Raw genomic sequence first — 16,427 nt, 5'->3', positions numbered from 1 at the left:
TGACACAGTGCGACGGGTGACGCAGAACGTGCTCGGCGACGCGTCGGTGCTGCGCGTCACCGAGGCCGACGTCCCGCACCCCGGCCCGACCGAGATCCTGGTCGAGATGCACGCCGCCGGAGTCAACCCGGTCGACTGGAAGGTCCGCTCCGGCGGCGGCTTCCTCGGCACCCCGCCGTTCACCGTCGGCTGGGAGCTGTCCGGGGTCGTCGCGGCGACCGGCACCGGCGTCACCAGGTTCGCCGTCGGCGACGAGGTGTTCGGCATGCCCCGCTTCCCCGGGGAGGCGGCCGCCTACGCCGAGTACGTCACCGGGCCCGCCCGGCAGTTCGCGCTGAAACCGCTCAACCTCAGCCACGAGCAGGCCGGCGGGCTCGCGCTCGCCGGCCTCACCGCCTGGCAGGTGCTCGTCGAGACGGCCGGCGTCCTCGACGGGCAGCGGGTGCTGGTCCCGGCCGCGGCCGGCGGCGTCGGCCACCTCGCCGTGCAGATCGCGAAGGCCCGCGGCGCGTACGTGATCGGCACCGCGTCGGCGCCCAAGCATGACTTCGTGCGGTCCCTCGGCGCCGACGAGGTCCTGGACCACCGGCCGGGCGACCTGGCCGGCGTGAAGGACATCGACGTGGCCGTCGCCACGATCGCGGGGCAGATCCCGGAGCTGGTGGCGACCCTCGGGCCGGAAGGGGCGCTCGTCGCCCTCAACGGCGCGGACGAGGCCGCCGTGATCGAGGCGGGCGGCGTGTTCCTGCTCGCCGAGCCCGACCGCGCCGGCCTCGAGCATCTCACAGCGCTCGTGCTCGACGGCCGGCTCACCGTCCACGTCGACCGGGTCTTCCCGCTCGACCAGGTCGTCCGCGCGCACGAGTACGGCGAGCTCGGCCACACGACCGGCAAGGTGGTCCTGACGCCGTAAGCCGGCCGCAGCCCAGCCCAGCCGCAGCCCAGCCGCAGCCCCGCCGCAGCCCGGCCGTGGGTCAGTGGGACACGGCGTAGTGCAGGATCACGTTGTGGATGTGCTGGGTCTTCTCGACCCCGCGGACCTCGATCTCATACGTGTGGGCGCCGACGTGGACGGCGATGTTGCCGCTGCTGAAGAAGTTGCCCGCCCACGACTTGTTGCTCACGATCGAGACGGCGGTCACCTTCTGGTAGGGGATCGACGTGAGCGCGAGCCGCTTGCCGACGAACGAGCGGTCCTGCAGGATCACGCGGCGGTCGGTCAGGCCGATGAACCCGGTGCCGATGCCGACGGCGTCGTAGACGGCGATGATGGTCTCGCCGGGCAGCAGGCCGGACTGGATCTGCTCGAACTGTTCACGGCGGTCGTACTTCACCTGTTGGGCCATGTGTCCAACGTAGACCGACCCCTCAACCCGGCCGGTGGCGCGCATGGGTCATCCTGGACGGCACATCACGTCGAGGAGGACCCGTGCCGATCCTGTTCCGCAAGGCGATGCGTTTCGGCCCGCTGGTGCTGAACTTCACCCCGAAGGGCCTGTCCTCGTGGGGGTTGAAGATCGGCAAGTGGTCGTGGAACTCGAAGACCAGGGCACACCGCTACGACCTGCCCGGCCCGTTCTCGTGGCGCAGCCGCGGCCGCCGCAGCGGCAGCTGAAAGCCCCGCGGCAGCTGAAGCAAAGCCGCAGCTCGGCAGCGGTCGAAGGCCGTTGCTGAGAAGCCGAAGCTGAGGCTGAGCAGCCGCAGTCGAAGAAGCCCGCGGAGGCCGAAACCGCCTACCGGTCGCCGCGGGAGGACGACCCGTTGCTGAACACGCGCACCGGGACGTTCACCGTGCCCGGGTCGACGCTCCACTGGGCCGCGACCCGGTGCACGTCGCCGTCGTCGACGAGCTGACCGAAGGACCGCTCCAGGTCCGACGCCTCGCCGATCTCGTCGATCTCGCCGTCGGTGGCGGCGAACGACCGGAGCAGATCCCCCGACCGGGCGCGCTGCCACCGGTACACCTGCAGCCCTCGATGTGACGAGAAGAACTGCACCTCGGTCTCCAGGGCCGCGCTGAGCCCCGTCACGTCCGGCCGGTCCTTCATGAGCGCCATGCCCAGGACCAGGACCCACCCGTCGACCGGGGGCGTCACGATCAGGCGGTCGTCGGTGAAGTACGCCAGGTCGACGCCGGCCCGCCAGCCGGTCTCGCCGAGCTCGGTGAGCCCGAGCGCCGCCGCCGGGTCCCGGTCGCGCACGGCCATCCATGCCATCTTCTGCACGCTTCGACGCTACCCCGGCGACGCGGGGCTTGACGCGGCGGCGGCGAGGTTGCATGGTTAGTTACATGAGTAATGAACCGACGAACCAAGCCGATGGATGAGGGTCGGCCGATCTTCCTGCAGATCGCAGAGCAGATCGAGACGTCGATCGTCGACGGTTCGCTGCCCGAGGAGGCGCAGGTCCCGTCGACCAACGAGCTCGCGGCGTTTCACCGGATCAACCCCGCCACCGCCGCCAAGGGCGTCAACCAGCTGGTGGACGACGGCGTGCTCTACAAGAAGCGAGGCATCGGCATGTTCGTCTCCCCGGGCGCGCGGGCCAGGCTCCGGCAGCGCCGCAAGGAGCAGTTCAGCGAGTTGTACCTGCAGCCGCTGCTGGCCGAGGCGGCGAAGCTCGGCATCCACGCCGACGAGCTCAAGACGATGATCGACCGCCACGAGGAGCAGCGATGACCACCACCCCCGTCGTGTCGGTGCAGGGCGTCTCGAAGCGGTTCGGCTCCGTCGCCGCGCTCGACGACGTCAGCTTCGACCTGCGCCGCAACGGCATCTACGGCCTGCTCGGCCGCAACGGCGCCGGCAAGACCACGCTCATGCAGCTGCTCACCGGCCAGCAGTTCGCCACCGCCGGCACGATCCGCGTCCTCGGCGCCGACCCGGTCGAGAACAGCCAGGTGCTGCGGCAGGTCAGCTTCGTCAAGGAGAGCCAGCGCTACCCGGACACGTTCAAGGTGCGGCACGTCCTGCTCGCCGGCCGGCTGCTGTTCCCCGAGTGGGATGAGGCGTTCGCCCGGTCGCTCGTCGCCGACTTCCAGCTGCCCGTCGGCCGGCTGGTGAAGAAGCTGTCCCGCGGCATGCTGTCCGCGCTCGGCGTCACCGTCGGGCTCGCGTCCCGGGCGCCGCTGACGTTCTTCGACGAGCCGTACCTGGGCCTGGACGCCGTGTCCCGCCAGCTGTTCTACGACCGGCTGCTCGCCGACTACGCCGAGCACCCGCGGACCGTCGTGCTCTCCACCCACCTCATCGACGAGGTCGGCGACCTCATCGAGCACGTGCTGCTCATCGAGCGCGGCCGGATCGTCCTGGACGAGGCCGCCGACGCGCTGCGCGGGCAGGTCGTCACCGTCACCGGCCCGGCGCCGGCCGTCGACCGGCTCACCGTGAACACCGACGAGCTGCACCGCGAGCAGCTCGGGCCGCTCACCCGCGCCACCGTCCGGGGCGCCGTCCCGGCCGGCGCGGCCCGGGAGGCCGGCGTCCAGCTGGAACCCGTCTCGCTGCAGCAGCTCGTCGTCCGCATCACCGCACGGAAGGCCGCCTCATGAACCGCGTCTTCGCCATCGTCCGCATGCAGGCCGCGGGCCGCCGCGACGGCCTCGTCTGGCCCCTGGTCATCCTCGGCATCGCGTTCGCCACCAACCTGGTGCTGTTCGGCTCGATGGGCGACGAGATGGGCGACCGTCCCGTGACCGGCGGCCTGGCCAGCGTCTACATCACCGCGCTCGTGTTCGGGGCGGTCGCGATGGCGCAGCAGTTCCCGTTCGCGCTCGGGATGAGCGTGACCCGGCGCGAGTTCGGCGCCGCGATCGGCCTGTTCACCCTCGCGCAGACCGTCATCTACGCCGTGCTCCTCGTCGTCCTCCAGGCGGTCGAGGCCGCCACCGGCGGGTGGGGCCTGCGGATGCGGTTCTTCGGCATCGGCTCCCTCGACACCTACGGCGTGCCGGCCCAGCTGCTCATGTACGGCGTGCCGCTGCTGCTGATGAGCCTCATCGGGATCGCGCTCGGCGCCGTGTACGTGCGCTGGCGCACCAACGGCGTCTTCGGCGCGATCACCGCCGTCATGGTCGTCCTCGGGCTCACCGCCGCCCTCATCACCAGGACGGGCAGGTGGCCGGCGGTCGGCGACTGGTTCCTCGACCAGAGCGCGCTGTCCCTGTTCGCCGGCTGGCCCTCGCTCGCCGTCGTGCTGCTGACCGCGCTGTCCTGGACCGCGCTGCGCAAGGCGACCGCCTGACCCGCGGCGCCGGGCGTCACGCCCCCGTCATACCCCCGGTGCGGGATCCAGCGTGCTGAGGATCGACAGGCCGCGGCGGCGGTGCTCGGCGGCGGTCACCGGGTCTGCGTCGTCGTCGTGGGCATCGGCGAGGTGGGCCAGGACCGCGGCCTCGCCGGAGCGGTCGCCGAGCTCCAGGTACGCCCGCAGCGCGTGCCCGTAGCAGGCGATCGCCTGGCGGGGGTCGCCGAGCCGGTGGTGGGCGTGGCCGACCGCGTCCCAGGCGCCCGCCTCGCCGTGCCGGTCGTCGAGCTCGATCGTCTCGGTGAGCGCCTCCCGGCAGCGCTGCAGGGCCTGCCGGTGCTCGCCGAGGTGGCCGTGGATCCAGCCGGTGGCGTTGAGGGCTCGGGCCCGCCAGATCCGGTCGCCGAGCCGGTCGAAGCGGCGCAGCGCCTCCTCGGTCAGGGTCAGCGCCTGCGGGAACCGGCGCAGGCGCAGCGCCAGCCCGCCCAGGTGGTAGCCGGCCCGGGCCAGCCCCGCCGTGTCGCCGGCCTGCTCGTGCACCCACATCGCGGCGCCCAGGTGGTGCTCGGCGTCCTCGTAGCGGCCGATCCGGGCGTACGTGCGACCCAGCGCGCACGCGGTGTCACCGAGGCCCGCGTGGTCCACAACCGGCGGCTGAGTTCGTGACCGGCCCCGCAGCTGGGCCCGCAGCGCGGTCTCGTGGACGGCGGCGAGTTCGTGCCACCGCCCGCGCCAGTCGAGGAACGTCGTGACCGCGGCCGCGAGCCGCCACGTGTGCCCGTCGAAGCCGGCGTCGGCGGCGAGGCGCACGGCCGCGAGCAGCGGGTCGCGTTCCGCGTCGAACCAGGCCAGGGCCTCGCCGCGGGTCTGGGGCCGGGGCACGGTCGTGCCGGGCTGCGGGTCGCCGAGGCGCCGCGGGCCGCGGGCCGGGTCGAGCAGGCGGGCCGCCGCGTCGGCGGTGTGCAGGTAATGGTCCAGCAGCCGGTGTACGGCCAGCCGGTGGCCCGGCGCCGCGTCGTGGACGGCGGCCTGCTCGGCGGCGTACGCCCGCAGCAGGTCGTGCAGGCAGAACCGGCCGGGCGTGTCCTCGAAGACGAGGTTGGCGCGCACCAGCTCCGCCAGGGGGACCCGGGCCGCGGCCGCCGGGACGCCGGCGAGGCTGGCGATCGCGCCGGCGCCGAGGTCCGTGCCGGGGGCGAGGCTCATCCGGCGCAGCAGCTCGGCGGCCGCCGGTCGCAGCGCCCGGTAGGACCAGGAGAACACCGCCCGCGGATCGGACACCGGGTCGTCCCCGGCGATCGCGTCCAGCGTGCCGGACGGCGTCCCGGCGGCGCGCAGCGACGCCGCCAGGTCCGCCAGGGGCAGCTCCGGCCGGGTCGCGGCCCGCCCGGCGGCGACCGCGAGCGCCAGGGGCAGCCGCGCGCAGCGGGCCACGATCTCGGCGACCGCCGCGGGCTCGGCCGCGACCCGGGCCGCGCCGAGCCGGCGGACCAGCAGGTCACCGGCCTCGCCGGCGCTGAGCAGGTCGACGGCGACGGGCAGCGCCCCTTCGAGGGCGACCAGCGACGTGAGCGCGTCGCGGCTGGTGACGACCGCGAGGCAGCCGGGGGTGCCGGGCAGCAGCGGCCGGACCTGCTCGGCGTCGCGGGCGTTGTCGAGCACGATCAGGACCCGCCGGCCGGCCAGGAGGCTGCGCAGCAGGCCGGCCTGCGCGGCGAGCCCGGCGGGGACGCGGGCGGCGGCGACCCCGAACGCGTCGAGGAACCCGCGGACCGCGTCGGCCGGGTCGACCGGCCGGCCGCCGGGGTCGAAGCCGCGCAGGTTGACGTACAGCTGGCCGTCGGGGAACCGCCCGGCGGCGCGGTGCGCCCAGTGCACGACCAGCGCCGACTTGCCCACGCCCGCGGTCCCGGTGACCGCGGCGACCGCGACCCCGCCGGCGGTGTCTGCGGTGTCTGCGGTGGCTCCGGTGAGGAGCGAGTCGAGGCGGGCGAGCTCGCCGGTCCGGCCGGCGAACGTGCCCACCGCCAAGGGCAGCTGGGCCGGCACCGCGGGGGCGGCGGCGGCGACCGGGGCGGGCGCGTCCAGCTCCGGGTCCTGGCGCAGGATCCCCGCCTCCAGGTCGCGCAGCGCGGCGCCGGGCTCGATGCCGAGGTCGTCGTCGAGCGTGCCGCGCAGCCGCCGGAACGCCGCGAGGGCGTCGGCCTGGCGGCCCAGCCGGTACAGCGTGAGCATCAGCAGCCCGTGCAGCTGCTCGTCGAAGGGGTGCTCGCGGGTCAGCTGCTCCAGGTCCGGCAGCAGCTGCGCGTGCTGCCCCAGCCCGAGCCGCGCCTCCAGCAGGGCGCGCCGGCCGCGCAGCCACAGCTGGCCGAGCCGCTCGGCCTGCTCGTCGAGCCACGGCAGCCCGCCGGTGTCGGCGAGGGGCGTGCCGCGCCACAGCTCGAGCGCGGCCTGCAGGTGGCGGGCGCGGGCCGCGGGGTCGGCCTCCCGCAGGCCGGCGGCGATGCGCCGTTCGGCGACCGCGACGTCGGTGCCGTCGCCGCCCGCGTCGAGCAGGTAGCCGGGTGGACGGGACGCGATGACGGCCTTGTCGCCGAGGGTGCGTCGCAGGTACGACACGTGACTCTGCAACGCGTTGACGGCGTTGGGCGGGGGAGCGTCGCCCCACACCAGGTCGACGAGGCGCCCGGTGCTGACGACCTCGCCCGGGTGCAGGCCGAGGACCGCGAGGACCGCCTTGCGCCGCTGCCCCCGCACGGGGCGCGCGGCACCGTCGACGAGCACGTCGACCGGACCGAGAAGCCTCACCCGCAACGCCGCCGCCCCCAACGGTTGACTCCCTCGAACGTATCGATGAACCCGGGCGCTGACCGCCGGGTGTCCGACTGTTGACGACGCAACCGAACCGGCGCGCCGGCGGTCTTCGCCGCCCGCCCCCGGGTGTCGCCGCGGTGGTCCGGATAGGTTGGATCGATGAGCGCGTTGGAGAAGCTGCGGGCCGCCGCGCCCGTCATGCGTGAGGACCTTGCCGGGCTCGTCGCCGTCGAGTCGCCGTCCGCCGACCTCGACGCACTGGCCAGATGCGCCGACGTCGTCGCCGGGCTCGGCCGGCGGTGCACCGGGCTGGCGCCGGAGCGGGTCGTCGTCGCCGACCGGCCGCACCTGCGGTGGCGCTTCGGTGACGGGCCGGTCCGCGTGGTGCTCGTCGGGCACTTCGACACGGTGTGGCCGGTCGGCACCCTGGCCCGCTGGCCGTTCGCCGTCGACGGCGACCGGTGCACCGGCCCCGGCGTCGTGGACATGAAGGGCGGCCTGGTCGTGCTCTTCCACGCCCTGGCGGCGGTCGCGGACCTCGACGGCGTCGCCGTGGTGTGCAACTCCGACGAGGAGATCGGCTCACCGACCTCGCTGGCGCTCATCGAGGAGACGGCCGCCGGCGCGGCGGGCGCGCTGATCCTCGAGGGCAGTTCCGACGGCCGGCTGAAGATCGCCCGGAAGGGCATCGCGCACTACTCGCTGCGGGTCACCGGCCGCGCGTCGCACGCCGGGGTCGCCCCGCACCTCGGGATCAACGCCGGGGTCGAGCTGGCGCACCAGGTGCTGCGGGTCGCGGCGCTCGGCGCCCCACCGGGCACGACCGTCACCCCCACCGACGCCGTCGTCGGCACCACGAGCAACACGGTGCCGGCCGCCGCCAGGGTCAGCGTCGACGTCCGCGCGTTCGACCCGGCCGAGCTGACCCGGGTCGACACGGCGCTGCGCGGCCTGCGGCCGGTGCTGCCGGGTGCCGAGCTGACCGTCGAGCTCGGCCCGTCCCGGCCCGCGATGCCCGAGTCGGCGTCGGCGTCGCTGTTCGCCCTGGCCCGCCGGATCGGCGCCGAGCTGGGCCTGCCGCCGCTTTCGGGCGAGGCGGTCGGCGGCGGCTCCGACGGCAACCTCACCGCCGGCATCGGCGTGCCGACCCTCGACGGGCTCGGCGTCATCGGCGGCAACGCGCATGCCGAAGGGGAGTGGTCCGACCTGGCGACCATGCCGGAGCGGGCCGCCCTCGTCGCCGGCCTCGTCGACGCGATCGGCCGGTTACGGTGAACCTGGCCGCCGCCGGCGCCGCCTCCCCGGTGGCGGACGCGTGGGAGTGCGCGGCGGCGGCCGCGGAGCGGGCCGGGGTCGAGATCGTCGAGACCGCCGACGTGCCCGGCCGGGCCGCGTTCGACGACGTGTCGGCGCTGCTGCAGCGGGTGTGGCGGGCCGAGCACCGGGCCGAGATCGCCGCGCCGGGCCTGCTGCGGACCTACGCGCACTCCGGCAACTACGTCGCCGGGGCCTACCGTGGCGGCCGGCTGACCGGTGCCGCGGTCGGCTTCTTCGGCCGGGACGAGCGGGGGACGCCGCACCTGCACTCGTTCGTCGCGGGGGTCGAGCCCGGCGGCCTCGGCGCGGGGGTCGGGTTCGCGCTCAAGCAGCACCAGCGGGCCTGGACGCTCGCCCGCGACGTGCCCGAGGTCCGCTGGACCTACGACCCGCTCGTGCTGCGCAACGCCTCCTTCAACCTGCGCAAGCTCGGCGGCCACGCGGTCCGCTACCTGCCCGAGTTCTACGGCGCGATGGCCGACGGCATCAACAGCGGCGACCTCAGCGACCGCCTGCTGCTCGTGTGGCGGCTCGCCGCGCCCGAGGCCGTCGCCGCCGCCCACGGCACTCCCGCCGGTGTCGACGTCGCCGGCACCGCGAAGCTCCTCGACCGTGCCGGCGACGGCACGCCGCTGCGGCTGCCCGCCGTCCCGGCGCCGGGGGTGCTCGTGGCCGTGCCGCCGGACGTCGAGGGCCTGCGGGCCAGCGACCCGGCGGGCGCGGCGGCGTGGCGGCTCGCGGTGCGGGACGTCATGGCCGCACGGCTCGCCGCCGGCTGGCGGATCGCCGGGTTCTCCCGCGACGGCTACTACCTGCTCACCAAGGAGGGGTGACGGCCGCCACGTCGCGGATCGACCGCCGATAACTTTACAAGCGTTAGCTGACGTGTCTAACCTTACGGGCGTAAACAAACGTCCGTAAGGGGTCTCCGATGTCCGAACATCCGCGCCGGTGGGCCGCGCTCGCGGTGCTCAGCCTCACCCTGGTCGCCGTCACCCTCGACAACTCCGTGCTGAACACCGCCCTGCCGTCCCTGGCGCACGGGCTGCACGCCACCACGTCCGACCTGCAGTGGATCACCGACGCGTACACCCTCGTCTTCGCCTCCGCGCTGATCCTCGCCGGCAGCCTCGGCGCCCGGCTCGGCTCGCGGCGCGCCCTGATCGGCGGCCTCGTGGTCTTCGGCGGCGGCTCCGCCGTGGCGGCCCTCGCCGGCACGCCCGGCCAGCTGATCGCGTGGCGGGCCGTCATGGGGCTCGGCGCCGCGTTCGTCATGCCGGCGACCCTCGCCATCATCACCCGCATCTTCTCCCCGGCGGAGCGGCCGAAGGCGTTCGCGGCCTGGTCGGCGGCGGCCGGCATCGGCGTGCTCATCGGCCCGGTCACGGGCGGCGCGCTGCTGGAGCACTACTCGTGGAGCAGCGCCTTCTGGATCAACGTCCCGCTGGTCGCGGGCGCGCTGGTCGCGGTGGTCCGGCTGGTGCCGGCCGTCCCGGTGGTGCGCACCGGCCGCCTCGACATCCTCGGCGCCCTGCTGTCCACGGCCGCGGTCGCGCTGCTGGTGGACTTCGTCATCCAGGCCCCGGCCCGCGGCTGGACCGCTCCGCTCGGCTTCGCCGAGCTCGGCGCCGCCGTCGTCCTGGCCGCGCTGTTCGTGGCGTGGCAGCTGCGGGCGGCGTCGCCGCTGGTGCGGCTCGACCTGTTCGCCAACCGCACCTTCCTGCTCGCCGCGCTGTCGCTGGCCGTCGTGTTCTTCGTCCTCTTCGGCACGCTGTTCGAGCTGTCGCAGTACCTGCAGCTCGTCCACGGGTACAGCCCGCTCGTCGCCGGCCTGGGCGCGATGCCCTTCGCCGTCGCGATGGCGACCACCTCCGCGACCTCGGCGCTGCTGTCGAAGCGGCTCGGCGTGCGCTGGACCCTCGTGCTGGGCCTGTCCCTCGCCGTCGCCGGGCTGCTCTCGCTGTCCACCACCGGGGTCGGCACCGAGTTCTGGAAGGTCGCCTTCGGCACCGGCGTGGTCGGGCTCGGCATGGGCATGATGATGGCCCCGGCCAGCCTGCAGATCAGCGGCTCGGTCCCGCCCGAGTACAGCTCCATGGCCGGCGCCCTCAACAGCGTCATCCGCGAGCTCGGCGGCGTCCTCGGCATCGCGGTGCTCGGCACGGTCGTCTCCTCGGCGTACCGGAGCGACCCCGCCCTCGTCCTGCCCGGCGCGGACCTGCCGGCCGCCCATGCCGCCGCGGCCACCATGCCGCCCGCCGACGCGCAGCACGTCCTGTCCGCCGCCGACGCCGCCTTCACCGCCGCCATGGACCGCGGCGCCCTGGTTGCGGCCGGCATCGCGGCCCTGATGGCCATCGCCGTGGCCGTGATCCGCCCGGCGGCCGCCCGCACCGCGCCCGCCGAGGCGCAGCTCGTCGCCCAACCGGCATGATGGACCGATGACGACATCGGGAGGCCGCACTCGCAACCGCAGGGGCGAGGGCGGCCTCCTGCGTGACGAGATCGTCGCCGCCGCCGAACGCATCCTGGAGCGTGAGGGCGACGAGGCCGCGATCACGCTGCGGTCCGTGGCCCGGGAGGCCGGGATCGCGGCGCCGTCCATCTACGCGCACTTCGCCGACCGGGACGCCGTCATCGAGGCCGTGCTCGACATCGCGTTCGACCGGCTGCGGCAGATCGTCATCGACACCACCACGGCGCTCGCCGACGACGACTGCGTCGCGTCCCTGCTGGCCGGGTGCCACGCCTATGTCGACTTCGCGATGCGGGAGCCGGCGCGCTACCGGGTGCTGTTCGGCCGCCTCCGGGAGGGCCGGCCCGACCTGAAGATGCCGCTGAAGCTGGAGGACGTGCCCCCGAAGTGGCGGTCCCGCCTGCAGTCCTTCGAGGTGCTCGTCCACGCGCTCGCCGCCTGCGTCGCCGCCGGCCGGTCCGCCAGCACCGACCCGTTCGCCGACGCGGCGCTGGTGTGGACGGCGCTGCACGGCGCGGTCATGATGCGCCAGTTCGTGCCGGGCTTCCCGTGGCCGCCGTTCGAGGAGTCCGTCGACGCGGTCGTCCTGCGCATCTGCCGGATCTCGCGGTGACCCTCGCCGACGACCTCGCGGGCCCGGTCGACACCGCCGCGCGGGCCCTGCTGGGCTGCACGTTGACCGCCGGCGGGGTGACGGTCCGCCTGACCGAGGTGGAGGCGTACTCGGGCACCGGCGAGGACCCGGCCTCCCACGCCCACCGCGGCCGCACCCCGCGCAACGAGATCATGTTCGGCCCCGCCGGCCACGCGTACGTCTACTTCACCTACGGCATGCATTACTGCGTCAACGTCGTCACCGGCACCGACGGCACCGCGTCGGCGGTGCTGCTGCGGGCCGGCGAGGTCGTCGACGGCCTGCCGGTCGCCAGGGCGCGCCGGCCGGCCGCGCGCACCGACGCCGAGCTGGCTCGCGGCCCCGCCAGGCTGTGCTCCGCGCTCGGCATCGACAAGTCCTTCTACGGCACCTACCTCCTCGGCGACCCGCCCCTGCTGCGGGCCCCGGCCGCCGCGGTGCCCGCCCTCGCCGTCTCGACCGGCCCCCGCGTCGGCGTCACCGGCGCGCACGACGTCCCGTGGCGCTTCTGGGTCACCGGTGACGCGACCGTCAGCGCGTACCGGCGCCACACGCCGAAACAGGCGATGTGAGGGTGGTCAGAAGCGGGTGCGCCGCCGCGGGGTGGTGACGCCCCGCTGGTGCGGCGGCGGGGCGAAGGGCCGGGTGTGGGCGCCGCCCGGGGTGCGGGGCAGGCCGTCGAGGAGGTCGTCGAGGCGCTTCACCATGGGGTCGCCGACGTCGGCTGTGTAGTCCTCCGGGCGCGTCCGGTCGATCCCCGCGGGCACCTTCGCGAGCCGGAGCAGCACCGTCCCGGCCACCGACACGACCAGGTTGACGAGGAGGGCGATGAGCCCCACGTACACCATGACGCCGTCACCGAAGGACCAGCTGGAGCCGCCGAAGTGGGCCTTCACCACGACGCCGCCGGGGCCGAGCTGCGGGATCCGGTAGAGCATCGCGACGGCCGTGACCAGGCCCGTGACCAGGCCGGCGATGAGCGCCGCGCGGTGGAGCCACGCCGTCGTCAGGCCGAACATCACCGCGGGGATGGTCTGCAGGATGACGGCGCCGCCGATGAGCTGGAGCTCCGCGGAGTACGCGGGGTCGAGCAGGAGGATGACCGCGACCGCGCCGAACTTCACGACCAGCGACGCCCAGCGGCTGACGCGGGCCTCCTCGGCGGGGCCGGCGTCGGGGCGCAGGTACTGGCGGTAGATCGAGCGGGTGAACGCGTTCGCCGCCGCGATCGACATGACCGCGGCCGGGATCAGCGCGGCGACGCCGAGCGTGGCGTAGGCGATGCCCGCCGACCAGCCGGGCAGCAGCTTGTGGAACAGCTGCGGGGTGATGGTGTTGAGGTCGCGGCCGAGGGGGACGACGCCGTTGGCGACCGCGAACAGGCCGAGCAGCCCCATCAGGCCCAGCGCCAGGCAGTAGACCGGCAGGGCGGCGGTGTTGCGCTGCACGGTCGACCGGTCCCGGGCGGCGATGATCGCGATGACCGCGTGCGGGTACGCGAAGATCGACAGCGCCGAGCCGACCACCATGGTCAGGTAGCCGATCTGCCCCGGGCCGGACAGCAGCAGGCCGTCCGCCGGCGACGGCGTCTTCGCGAAGTGCTCCGCGGCGCGCCGGAACGTGGTGCCCCAGCCGCCGGACATCGCCACGATCAGCACGCCGGACACGACGACCCACACGAGCAGGATGTCCTTGGCGATCGACAGCAGCGCCGGCGCCCGCAGCCCGGAGCGGAACGTGCTCACCGACACCAGGCCGACGGCGACCAGCAGCGGCCACTCGCCGTCGACGCCGAGCGTCTTGAACACCGCCTGCAGCGACAGCAGCTGCACCGACACGTACGGCATGGTCGCCACGATGCCCGTGACCGCCACCAGCGCCGCGAGCCCCGGCGACCCGAACCGCGCCCCGGCCATCTCGCCCGGCGTCACGAACCCGTGCCGGTGCGACACCGACCAGGCGCGGGCGGAGAGGATGAACGCGACCGGGGTCGTGGCGATCGCGAACGGCACCGCGAAGAAGCCCAGCGCGCCCACCCCGTAGGTCAGCGCGGGCACGGCGACGAACGTGTAGGCGGTGTACATGCTGCCGCCGAGCAGGAACCAGGTGACCCAGCTGCCGAACGCCCGGCCGCCGACGCCCCACTCCTCGAGGCTGTGGATGCTCTGCGGCTGCCGCCACCGCGCCGCCGCGAGGCCGAGCCCCATCATCACGGTCATGAGCAGCACGAACACGGCGATCTCGACGTCCCGGTCGCTCACCTTCGCACCCCGATGTAGACGATCGAGATGACCACGGTCGCGAGGACGGCGCAGGCCAGCTGGTACCAGTAGAAGAACGGCACCCCCAGCAGCGTCGGTTCGAGGCGGTTGTAGAACGGCACGGCCAGGGGCGCGACGGTCGGGAGCACCAGCAGCCAGTACAGGGGGCGGTGGCGCTGATCAGGCTCGGGCATCGCTTGATAACAGTGCGCGATCATCGAGAATGCAAAGACGAAAAGCCATCGACCCCATAGGTGCGCAGCATCGTCTCGAGCCGCCGCGCCGCCGGTGATCGGTGCTGGTGCCGGGAGCTGCCGGAAGGGCGGGACAGCCGGCTGACCACCCCGACCTCGACCGTCGCCGGCGGGTCGAACCGGTGCAGCACCGCCCCGGCCGCCTCCGCCCGCCGCGCGTAGCCGCCGGCGACGACCGCCGTCGCGCCCGCCCGCAGCAGCGGCAGGACCGCCTCGCTGTGCCGGGTCCTGACGTCCGCGCCGTCGACGCGGAACCGTTCCTGCCGGCCGAGCGGCTCGACGCGGACGGCGGGGTGCTCGACCGGCAGGTACGTGACGCCGAGCTCGCAGCGCCCGTCGACGACGTGGCGGACCAGGTCGTCCTCGTCGCGCGGGCCGTGCACGCGCACCGGCACCCCAGGATGCCGCCGCCGGAACGCCGCGATGGCCGGCGCCACGTCCACGGCCAGGGGGTCGAGGACGGCGACGTCGAGCCAGCCGGCGGCGAGGCCGACGACGCATCCGACGGCGGCCCGGGCGTCGGCGAGGTCGGCGAGCACCTTCCTCGCCGGGTCGAGCAGCGCCTTCCCGGCGTCCGTCAGTGCCAGGGGGCGCTGCCGCCGGTCGAACAGCTCCACCGACATGTCCCGTTCGAGCGCCCGGATCGACTGGGACAGTGACGGCTGCGCCACGTGCAGCGCGGCGGCCGCCGCGGTGACGCTGCCGTGCTCGGCGACGGCGACGAAGTACGCGAGCCTGCGCAGGTCCATGCCGTCGTCACCCCTCCCGCAGCGCGTGGTCGGCTTCCCGCGGGCCGTGGTCTGCTTCTCGCAGGGCGTGGTTGGCTTCTCGCAGGCCGTGATCGGCTTCTCGCAGGGGGTGGCCGGCTTCTCGCAGGGCGTGGTCGAGGAATGCCCGGGCCGCCGCGGACAGCTCGCCGGGGCGGTGCACGATGCCGTACGGCAGCCGCAACGCCGGCACGACCCGCCTGACCACGGCCCCTCTGGCCACCGCCGCGGGCGTGGCCACGTCAGGCATGAACGCCGCCCCGGCCCCGGCGATGACCAGGTCGGTGATCAGGTCCCGCTGTCCGCTCTCGACCACGACCCTGGTCCTGACCCCGGCCGCCCGCAGCGCCGACTCGACCAGCAGCCGCGACGCGCTGCCCCGCGGCACCCCGAGCAGCTCCAGCCCCGCCAGATCCGCCAGCCGCACGGCCGCGGCGGTGTCGGCGGCGGAGGCGGAGGAGGGCGGGACGCGGGTCGCGGGGCGGGCGGTGTGCGGCGGCGGGAACACGAGGACCAGGTCGTGCGCGCCGAGCGCCACCTCGCACAGCCCCAGCCTGGCCGCCGGCAGGTGGACCAGGCCGAGCTCGCTCACCCCGTCGCGGACCCGGGCCAGCAGCGCCTCGTCGGTGTCCCGGTCCAGGTTGACCGACACGCCCGGGTGCGCCCGCAGGAAGCCACCGACCAGCTCGGCGCCCGGGTGCGCCCCGAGCGGCGCCGACGCCACGATCTCCAGGCTGTCGTGCTCGGGCCGCCCGCCGACGGCCTCGCCGGCCATGGCGACGTCGCGGATCAGCACCCGGGCCGGCCCGAGGAACGCCCGCCCGGCCGCGGACAGCGTCACCCCGTGCGACGCCCGGTGAAACAGGGCCGTGCCGAGGTCGCGCTCCAGGGCCTTCACCGACTGCGACATGGTCGGCTGGGCGACGTTGAGCGCGGTCGCCGCCCTGCCGAACCCACCGTGCTCCACCACGGCGAGGAAGTACCTGATCTGCCGGGTGTCCACGGGTCACACGTCTTTCAGCACGCTTCGTGCAGAAATCATGTCGACAGTGTTACGCGCGTGTGCCGAGCGTGTCCAGGATCCGGGCGCCGGACTTCGCGGCGGCCCGGCCCCCGCCGCCGTGACGGCCGCGGGACCGGGCTTGCCATCGATGCCGGGACCGCTACCAGCACGCCTCGCGCTGCGGGACCCGGTCCGCGTCCGGCCGGCGGATCATCGCGGTGAGCGGTGCCAGCCGGTACTGGGCGTCGGTCACGTGCTCGCCCCATTCCGTGCCGGTGTCGTCCGGTCCGGTCTCGTGGATCTCCACCACCGCCAGGGACGCGTTCGGCGCGGCGCCGTGCCAGTGCCACTCGCCGGCCGCGACGGCGACGGTGTCCCCGGCGCGCACCTCGTGGATCGGGCCGCCCCGGCGCTGCACCCGGCCCACGCCGTGCAGGATGGTCAGGATCCGCGCGTACGGGCGGCGGTGCCAGGCCGTCCGCGCGCCGGGACTGAACTGCGCACGGAGCGTCCGCAGGCGGGACGGCTCCGGGCAGTCGACGTCCCCGTCGATCCACACGACGCCGGAATAGCACTGTTGCGGGCCCTGCCGGCCTCGGCTCGGGGCACGGACGACTTCCATGGACTTCCTCTCCTGATCGATGCTCCGGATCGGG

At 74.6% G+C, this 16,427-nt stretch carries 18 protein-coding genes; 10 read left to right on the top strand and 8 right to left on the bottom strand.

Features of this window, described 5'->3' with window-relative positions:
• Positions 1 to 16: 16 nt before the first annotated feature.
• Positions 17 to 913, top strand: coding sequence for an NADP-dependent oxidoreductase (locus AB0I21_RS43040; RefSeq protein WP_360569475.1), 897 nt, complete (start codon positions 17 to 19; stop codon positions 911 to 913).
• Positions 914 to 974: 61 nt separating this feature from the next.
• Here AB0I21_RS43040 and AB0I21_RS43035 read toward each other — a convergent pair whose 3' ends face one another.
• Complete coding sequence (locus AB0I21_RS43035; RefSeq protein ID WP_344503609.1) at positions 975 to 1,346, bottom strand: PH domain-containing protein; 372 nt, start codon at positions 1,344 to 1,346, stop codon at positions 975 to 977.
• Positions 1,347 to 1,429: 83 nt separating this feature from the next.
• Here AB0I21_RS43035 and AB0I21_RS43030 point away from each other — a divergent pair, with 83 nt between their 5' ends.
• Positions 1,430 to 1,615, top strand: coding sequence for a DUF4236 domain-containing protein (locus AB0I21_RS43030; protein ID WP_344503610.1), 186 nt, complete (start codon positions 1,430 to 1,432; stop codon positions 1,613 to 1,615).
• Between the two features lie 118 nt (positions 1,616 to 1,733).
• Here AB0I21_RS43030 and AB0I21_RS43025 read toward each other — a convergent pair whose 3' ends face one another.
• Complete coding sequence (locus AB0I21_RS43025; protein WP_360569524.1) at positions 1,734 to 2,216, bottom strand: hypothetical protein; 483 nt, start codon at positions 2,214 to 2,216, stop codon at positions 1,734 to 1,736.
• A gap of 102 nt (positions 2,217 to 2,318) precedes the next feature.
• Between AB0I21_RS43025 and AB0I21_RS43020 the strand changes: the two genes are divergently transcribed.
• Genes AB0I21_RS43020 through AB0I21_RS43010 form a run of 3 tightly spaced genes read left to right on the top strand, consistent with a single transcriptional unit; the run spans position 2,319 to position 4,242 of the window.
• Positions 2,319 to 2,678 (top strand): GntR family transcriptional regulator, encoded by a 360-nt coding sequence (locus AB0I21_RS43020; protein ID WP_360569472.1) that lies wholly within the window; start codon positions 2,319 to 2,321, stop codon positions 2,676 to 2,678.
• Entirely contained in the window at positions 2,675 to 3,550 is an 876-nt protein-coding gene (locus tag AB0I21_RS43015; protein WP_360569470.1) for an ABC transporter ATP-binding protein, read from the top strand. The genes AB0I21_RS43020 and AB0I21_RS43015 overlap by 4 nt, the downstream gene beginning before the upstream one ends.
• Positions 3,547 to 4,242, top strand: a complete 696-nt coding sequence (locus tag AB0I21_RS43010; protein ID WP_360569468.1) for a hypothetical protein — start codon at positions 3,547 to 3,549, stop codon at positions 4,240 to 4,242. Before AB0I21_RS43015 ends, AB0I21_RS43010 begins: the two co-directional genes overlap by 4 nt.
• Positions 4,243 to 4,269: 27 nt before the next feature.
• On the opposite strand, the gene AB0I21_RS43005 is transcribed toward AB0I21_RS43010, so the two are convergent.
• Positions 4,270 to 7,053, bottom strand: a complete 2,784-nt coding sequence (locus AB0I21_RS43005) for a BTAD domain-containing putative transcriptional regulator (protein WP_360569466.1) — start codon at positions 7,051 to 7,053, stop codon at positions 4,270 to 4,272.
• A gap of 165 nt (positions 7,054 to 7,218) precedes the next feature.
• Between AB0I21_RS43005 and AB0I21_RS43000 the strand changes: the two genes are divergently transcribed.
• From AB0I21_RS43000 to AB0I21_RS42980, 5 genes are all read left to right on the top strand, one after another.
• Positions 7,219 to 8,334, top strand: coding sequence for a M20 family metallopeptidase (locus tag AB0I21_RS43000; RefSeq protein ID WP_360569464.1), 1,116 nt, complete (start codon positions 7,219 to 7,221; stop codon positions 8,332 to 8,334).
• Complete coding sequence (locus AB0I21_RS42995) at positions 8,331 to 9,209, top strand: GNAT family N-acetyltransferase (RefSeq protein WP_360569462.1); 879 nt, start codon at positions 8,331 to 8,333, stop codon at positions 9,207 to 9,209. The genes AB0I21_RS43000 and AB0I21_RS42995 overlap by 4 nt, the downstream gene beginning before the upstream one ends.
• A 98-nt stretch (positions 9,210 to 9,307) precedes the next feature.
• Positions 9,308 to 10,810 (top strand): MFS transporter, encoded by a 1,503-nt coding sequence (locus AB0I21_RS42990; RefSeq protein ID WP_360569460.1) that lies wholly within the window; start codon positions 9,308 to 9,310, stop codon positions 10,808 to 10,810.
• 7 nt (positions 10,811 to 10,817) lie between these two features.
• Positions 10,818 to 11,465, top strand: a complete 648-nt coding sequence (locus AB0I21_RS42985; RefSeq protein ID WP_360569458.1) for a TetR/AcrR family transcriptional regulator — start codon at positions 10,818 to 10,820, stop codon at positions 11,463 to 11,465.
• A complete protein-coding gene (locus tag AB0I21_RS42980; protein WP_360569522.1) occupies positions 11,447 to 12,058 on the top strand; it encodes a DNA-3-methyladenine glycosylase in 612 nt (203 codons plus the stop codon). The genes AB0I21_RS42985 and AB0I21_RS42980 overlap by 19 nt, the downstream gene beginning before the upstream one ends.
• Before the next feature lie 6 nt (positions 12,059 to 12,064).
• On the opposite strand, the gene AB0I21_RS42975 is transcribed toward AB0I21_RS42980, so the two are convergent.
• From AB0I21_RS42975 to AB0I21_RS42955, 5 genes are all read right to left on the bottom strand, one after another.
• A complete protein-coding gene (locus AB0I21_RS42975; protein ID WP_360569520.1) occupies positions 12,065 to 13,705 on the bottom strand; it encodes a sodium:solute symporter in 1,641 nt (546 codons plus the stop codon).
• 38 nt (positions 13,706 to 13,743) lie between these two features.
• Positions 13,744 to 13,941, bottom strand: a complete 198-nt coding sequence (locus tag AB0I21_RS42970; protein WP_360569456.1) for a DUF3311 domain-containing protein — start codon at positions 13,939 to 13,941, stop codon at positions 13,744 to 13,746.
• A gap of 20 nt (positions 13,942 to 13,961) precedes the next feature.
• Positions 13,962 to 14,750, bottom strand: coding sequence for a LysR family transcriptional regulator (locus AB0I21_RS42965; protein WP_360569454.1), 789 nt, complete (start codon positions 14,748 to 14,750; stop codon positions 13,962 to 13,964).
• 7 nt (positions 14,751 to 14,757) lie between these two features.
• Positions 14,758 to 15,771 carry a LysR family transcriptional regulator gene (locus tag AB0I21_RS42960; protein WP_360569452.1) on the bottom strand — a complete coding sequence of 338 codons (1,014 nt, stop codon included), beginning with the start codon at positions 15,769 to 15,771 and terminating at the stop codon, positions 14,758 to 14,760.
• Positions 15,772 to 15,931: 160 nt separating this feature from the next.
• On the bottom strand, positions 15,932 to 16,330 hold the full coding sequence (locus AB0I21_RS42955) for a cupin domain-containing protein (protein WP_360569450.1): 399 nt from the start codon (positions 16,328 to 16,330) through the stop codon (positions 15,932 to 15,934).
• Positions 16,331 to 16,427: the final 97 nt, after the last annotated feature.

It is taken from the genome of Dactylosporangium sp. NPDC050588 (assembly GCF_040654975.1).
Lineage (GTDB): Bacteria > Actinomycetota > Actinomycetes > Mycobacteriales > Micromonosporaceae > Dactylosporangium > Dactylosporangium maewongense.
This window is presented reverse-complemented; position numbering and strand designations above follow the sequence as displayed.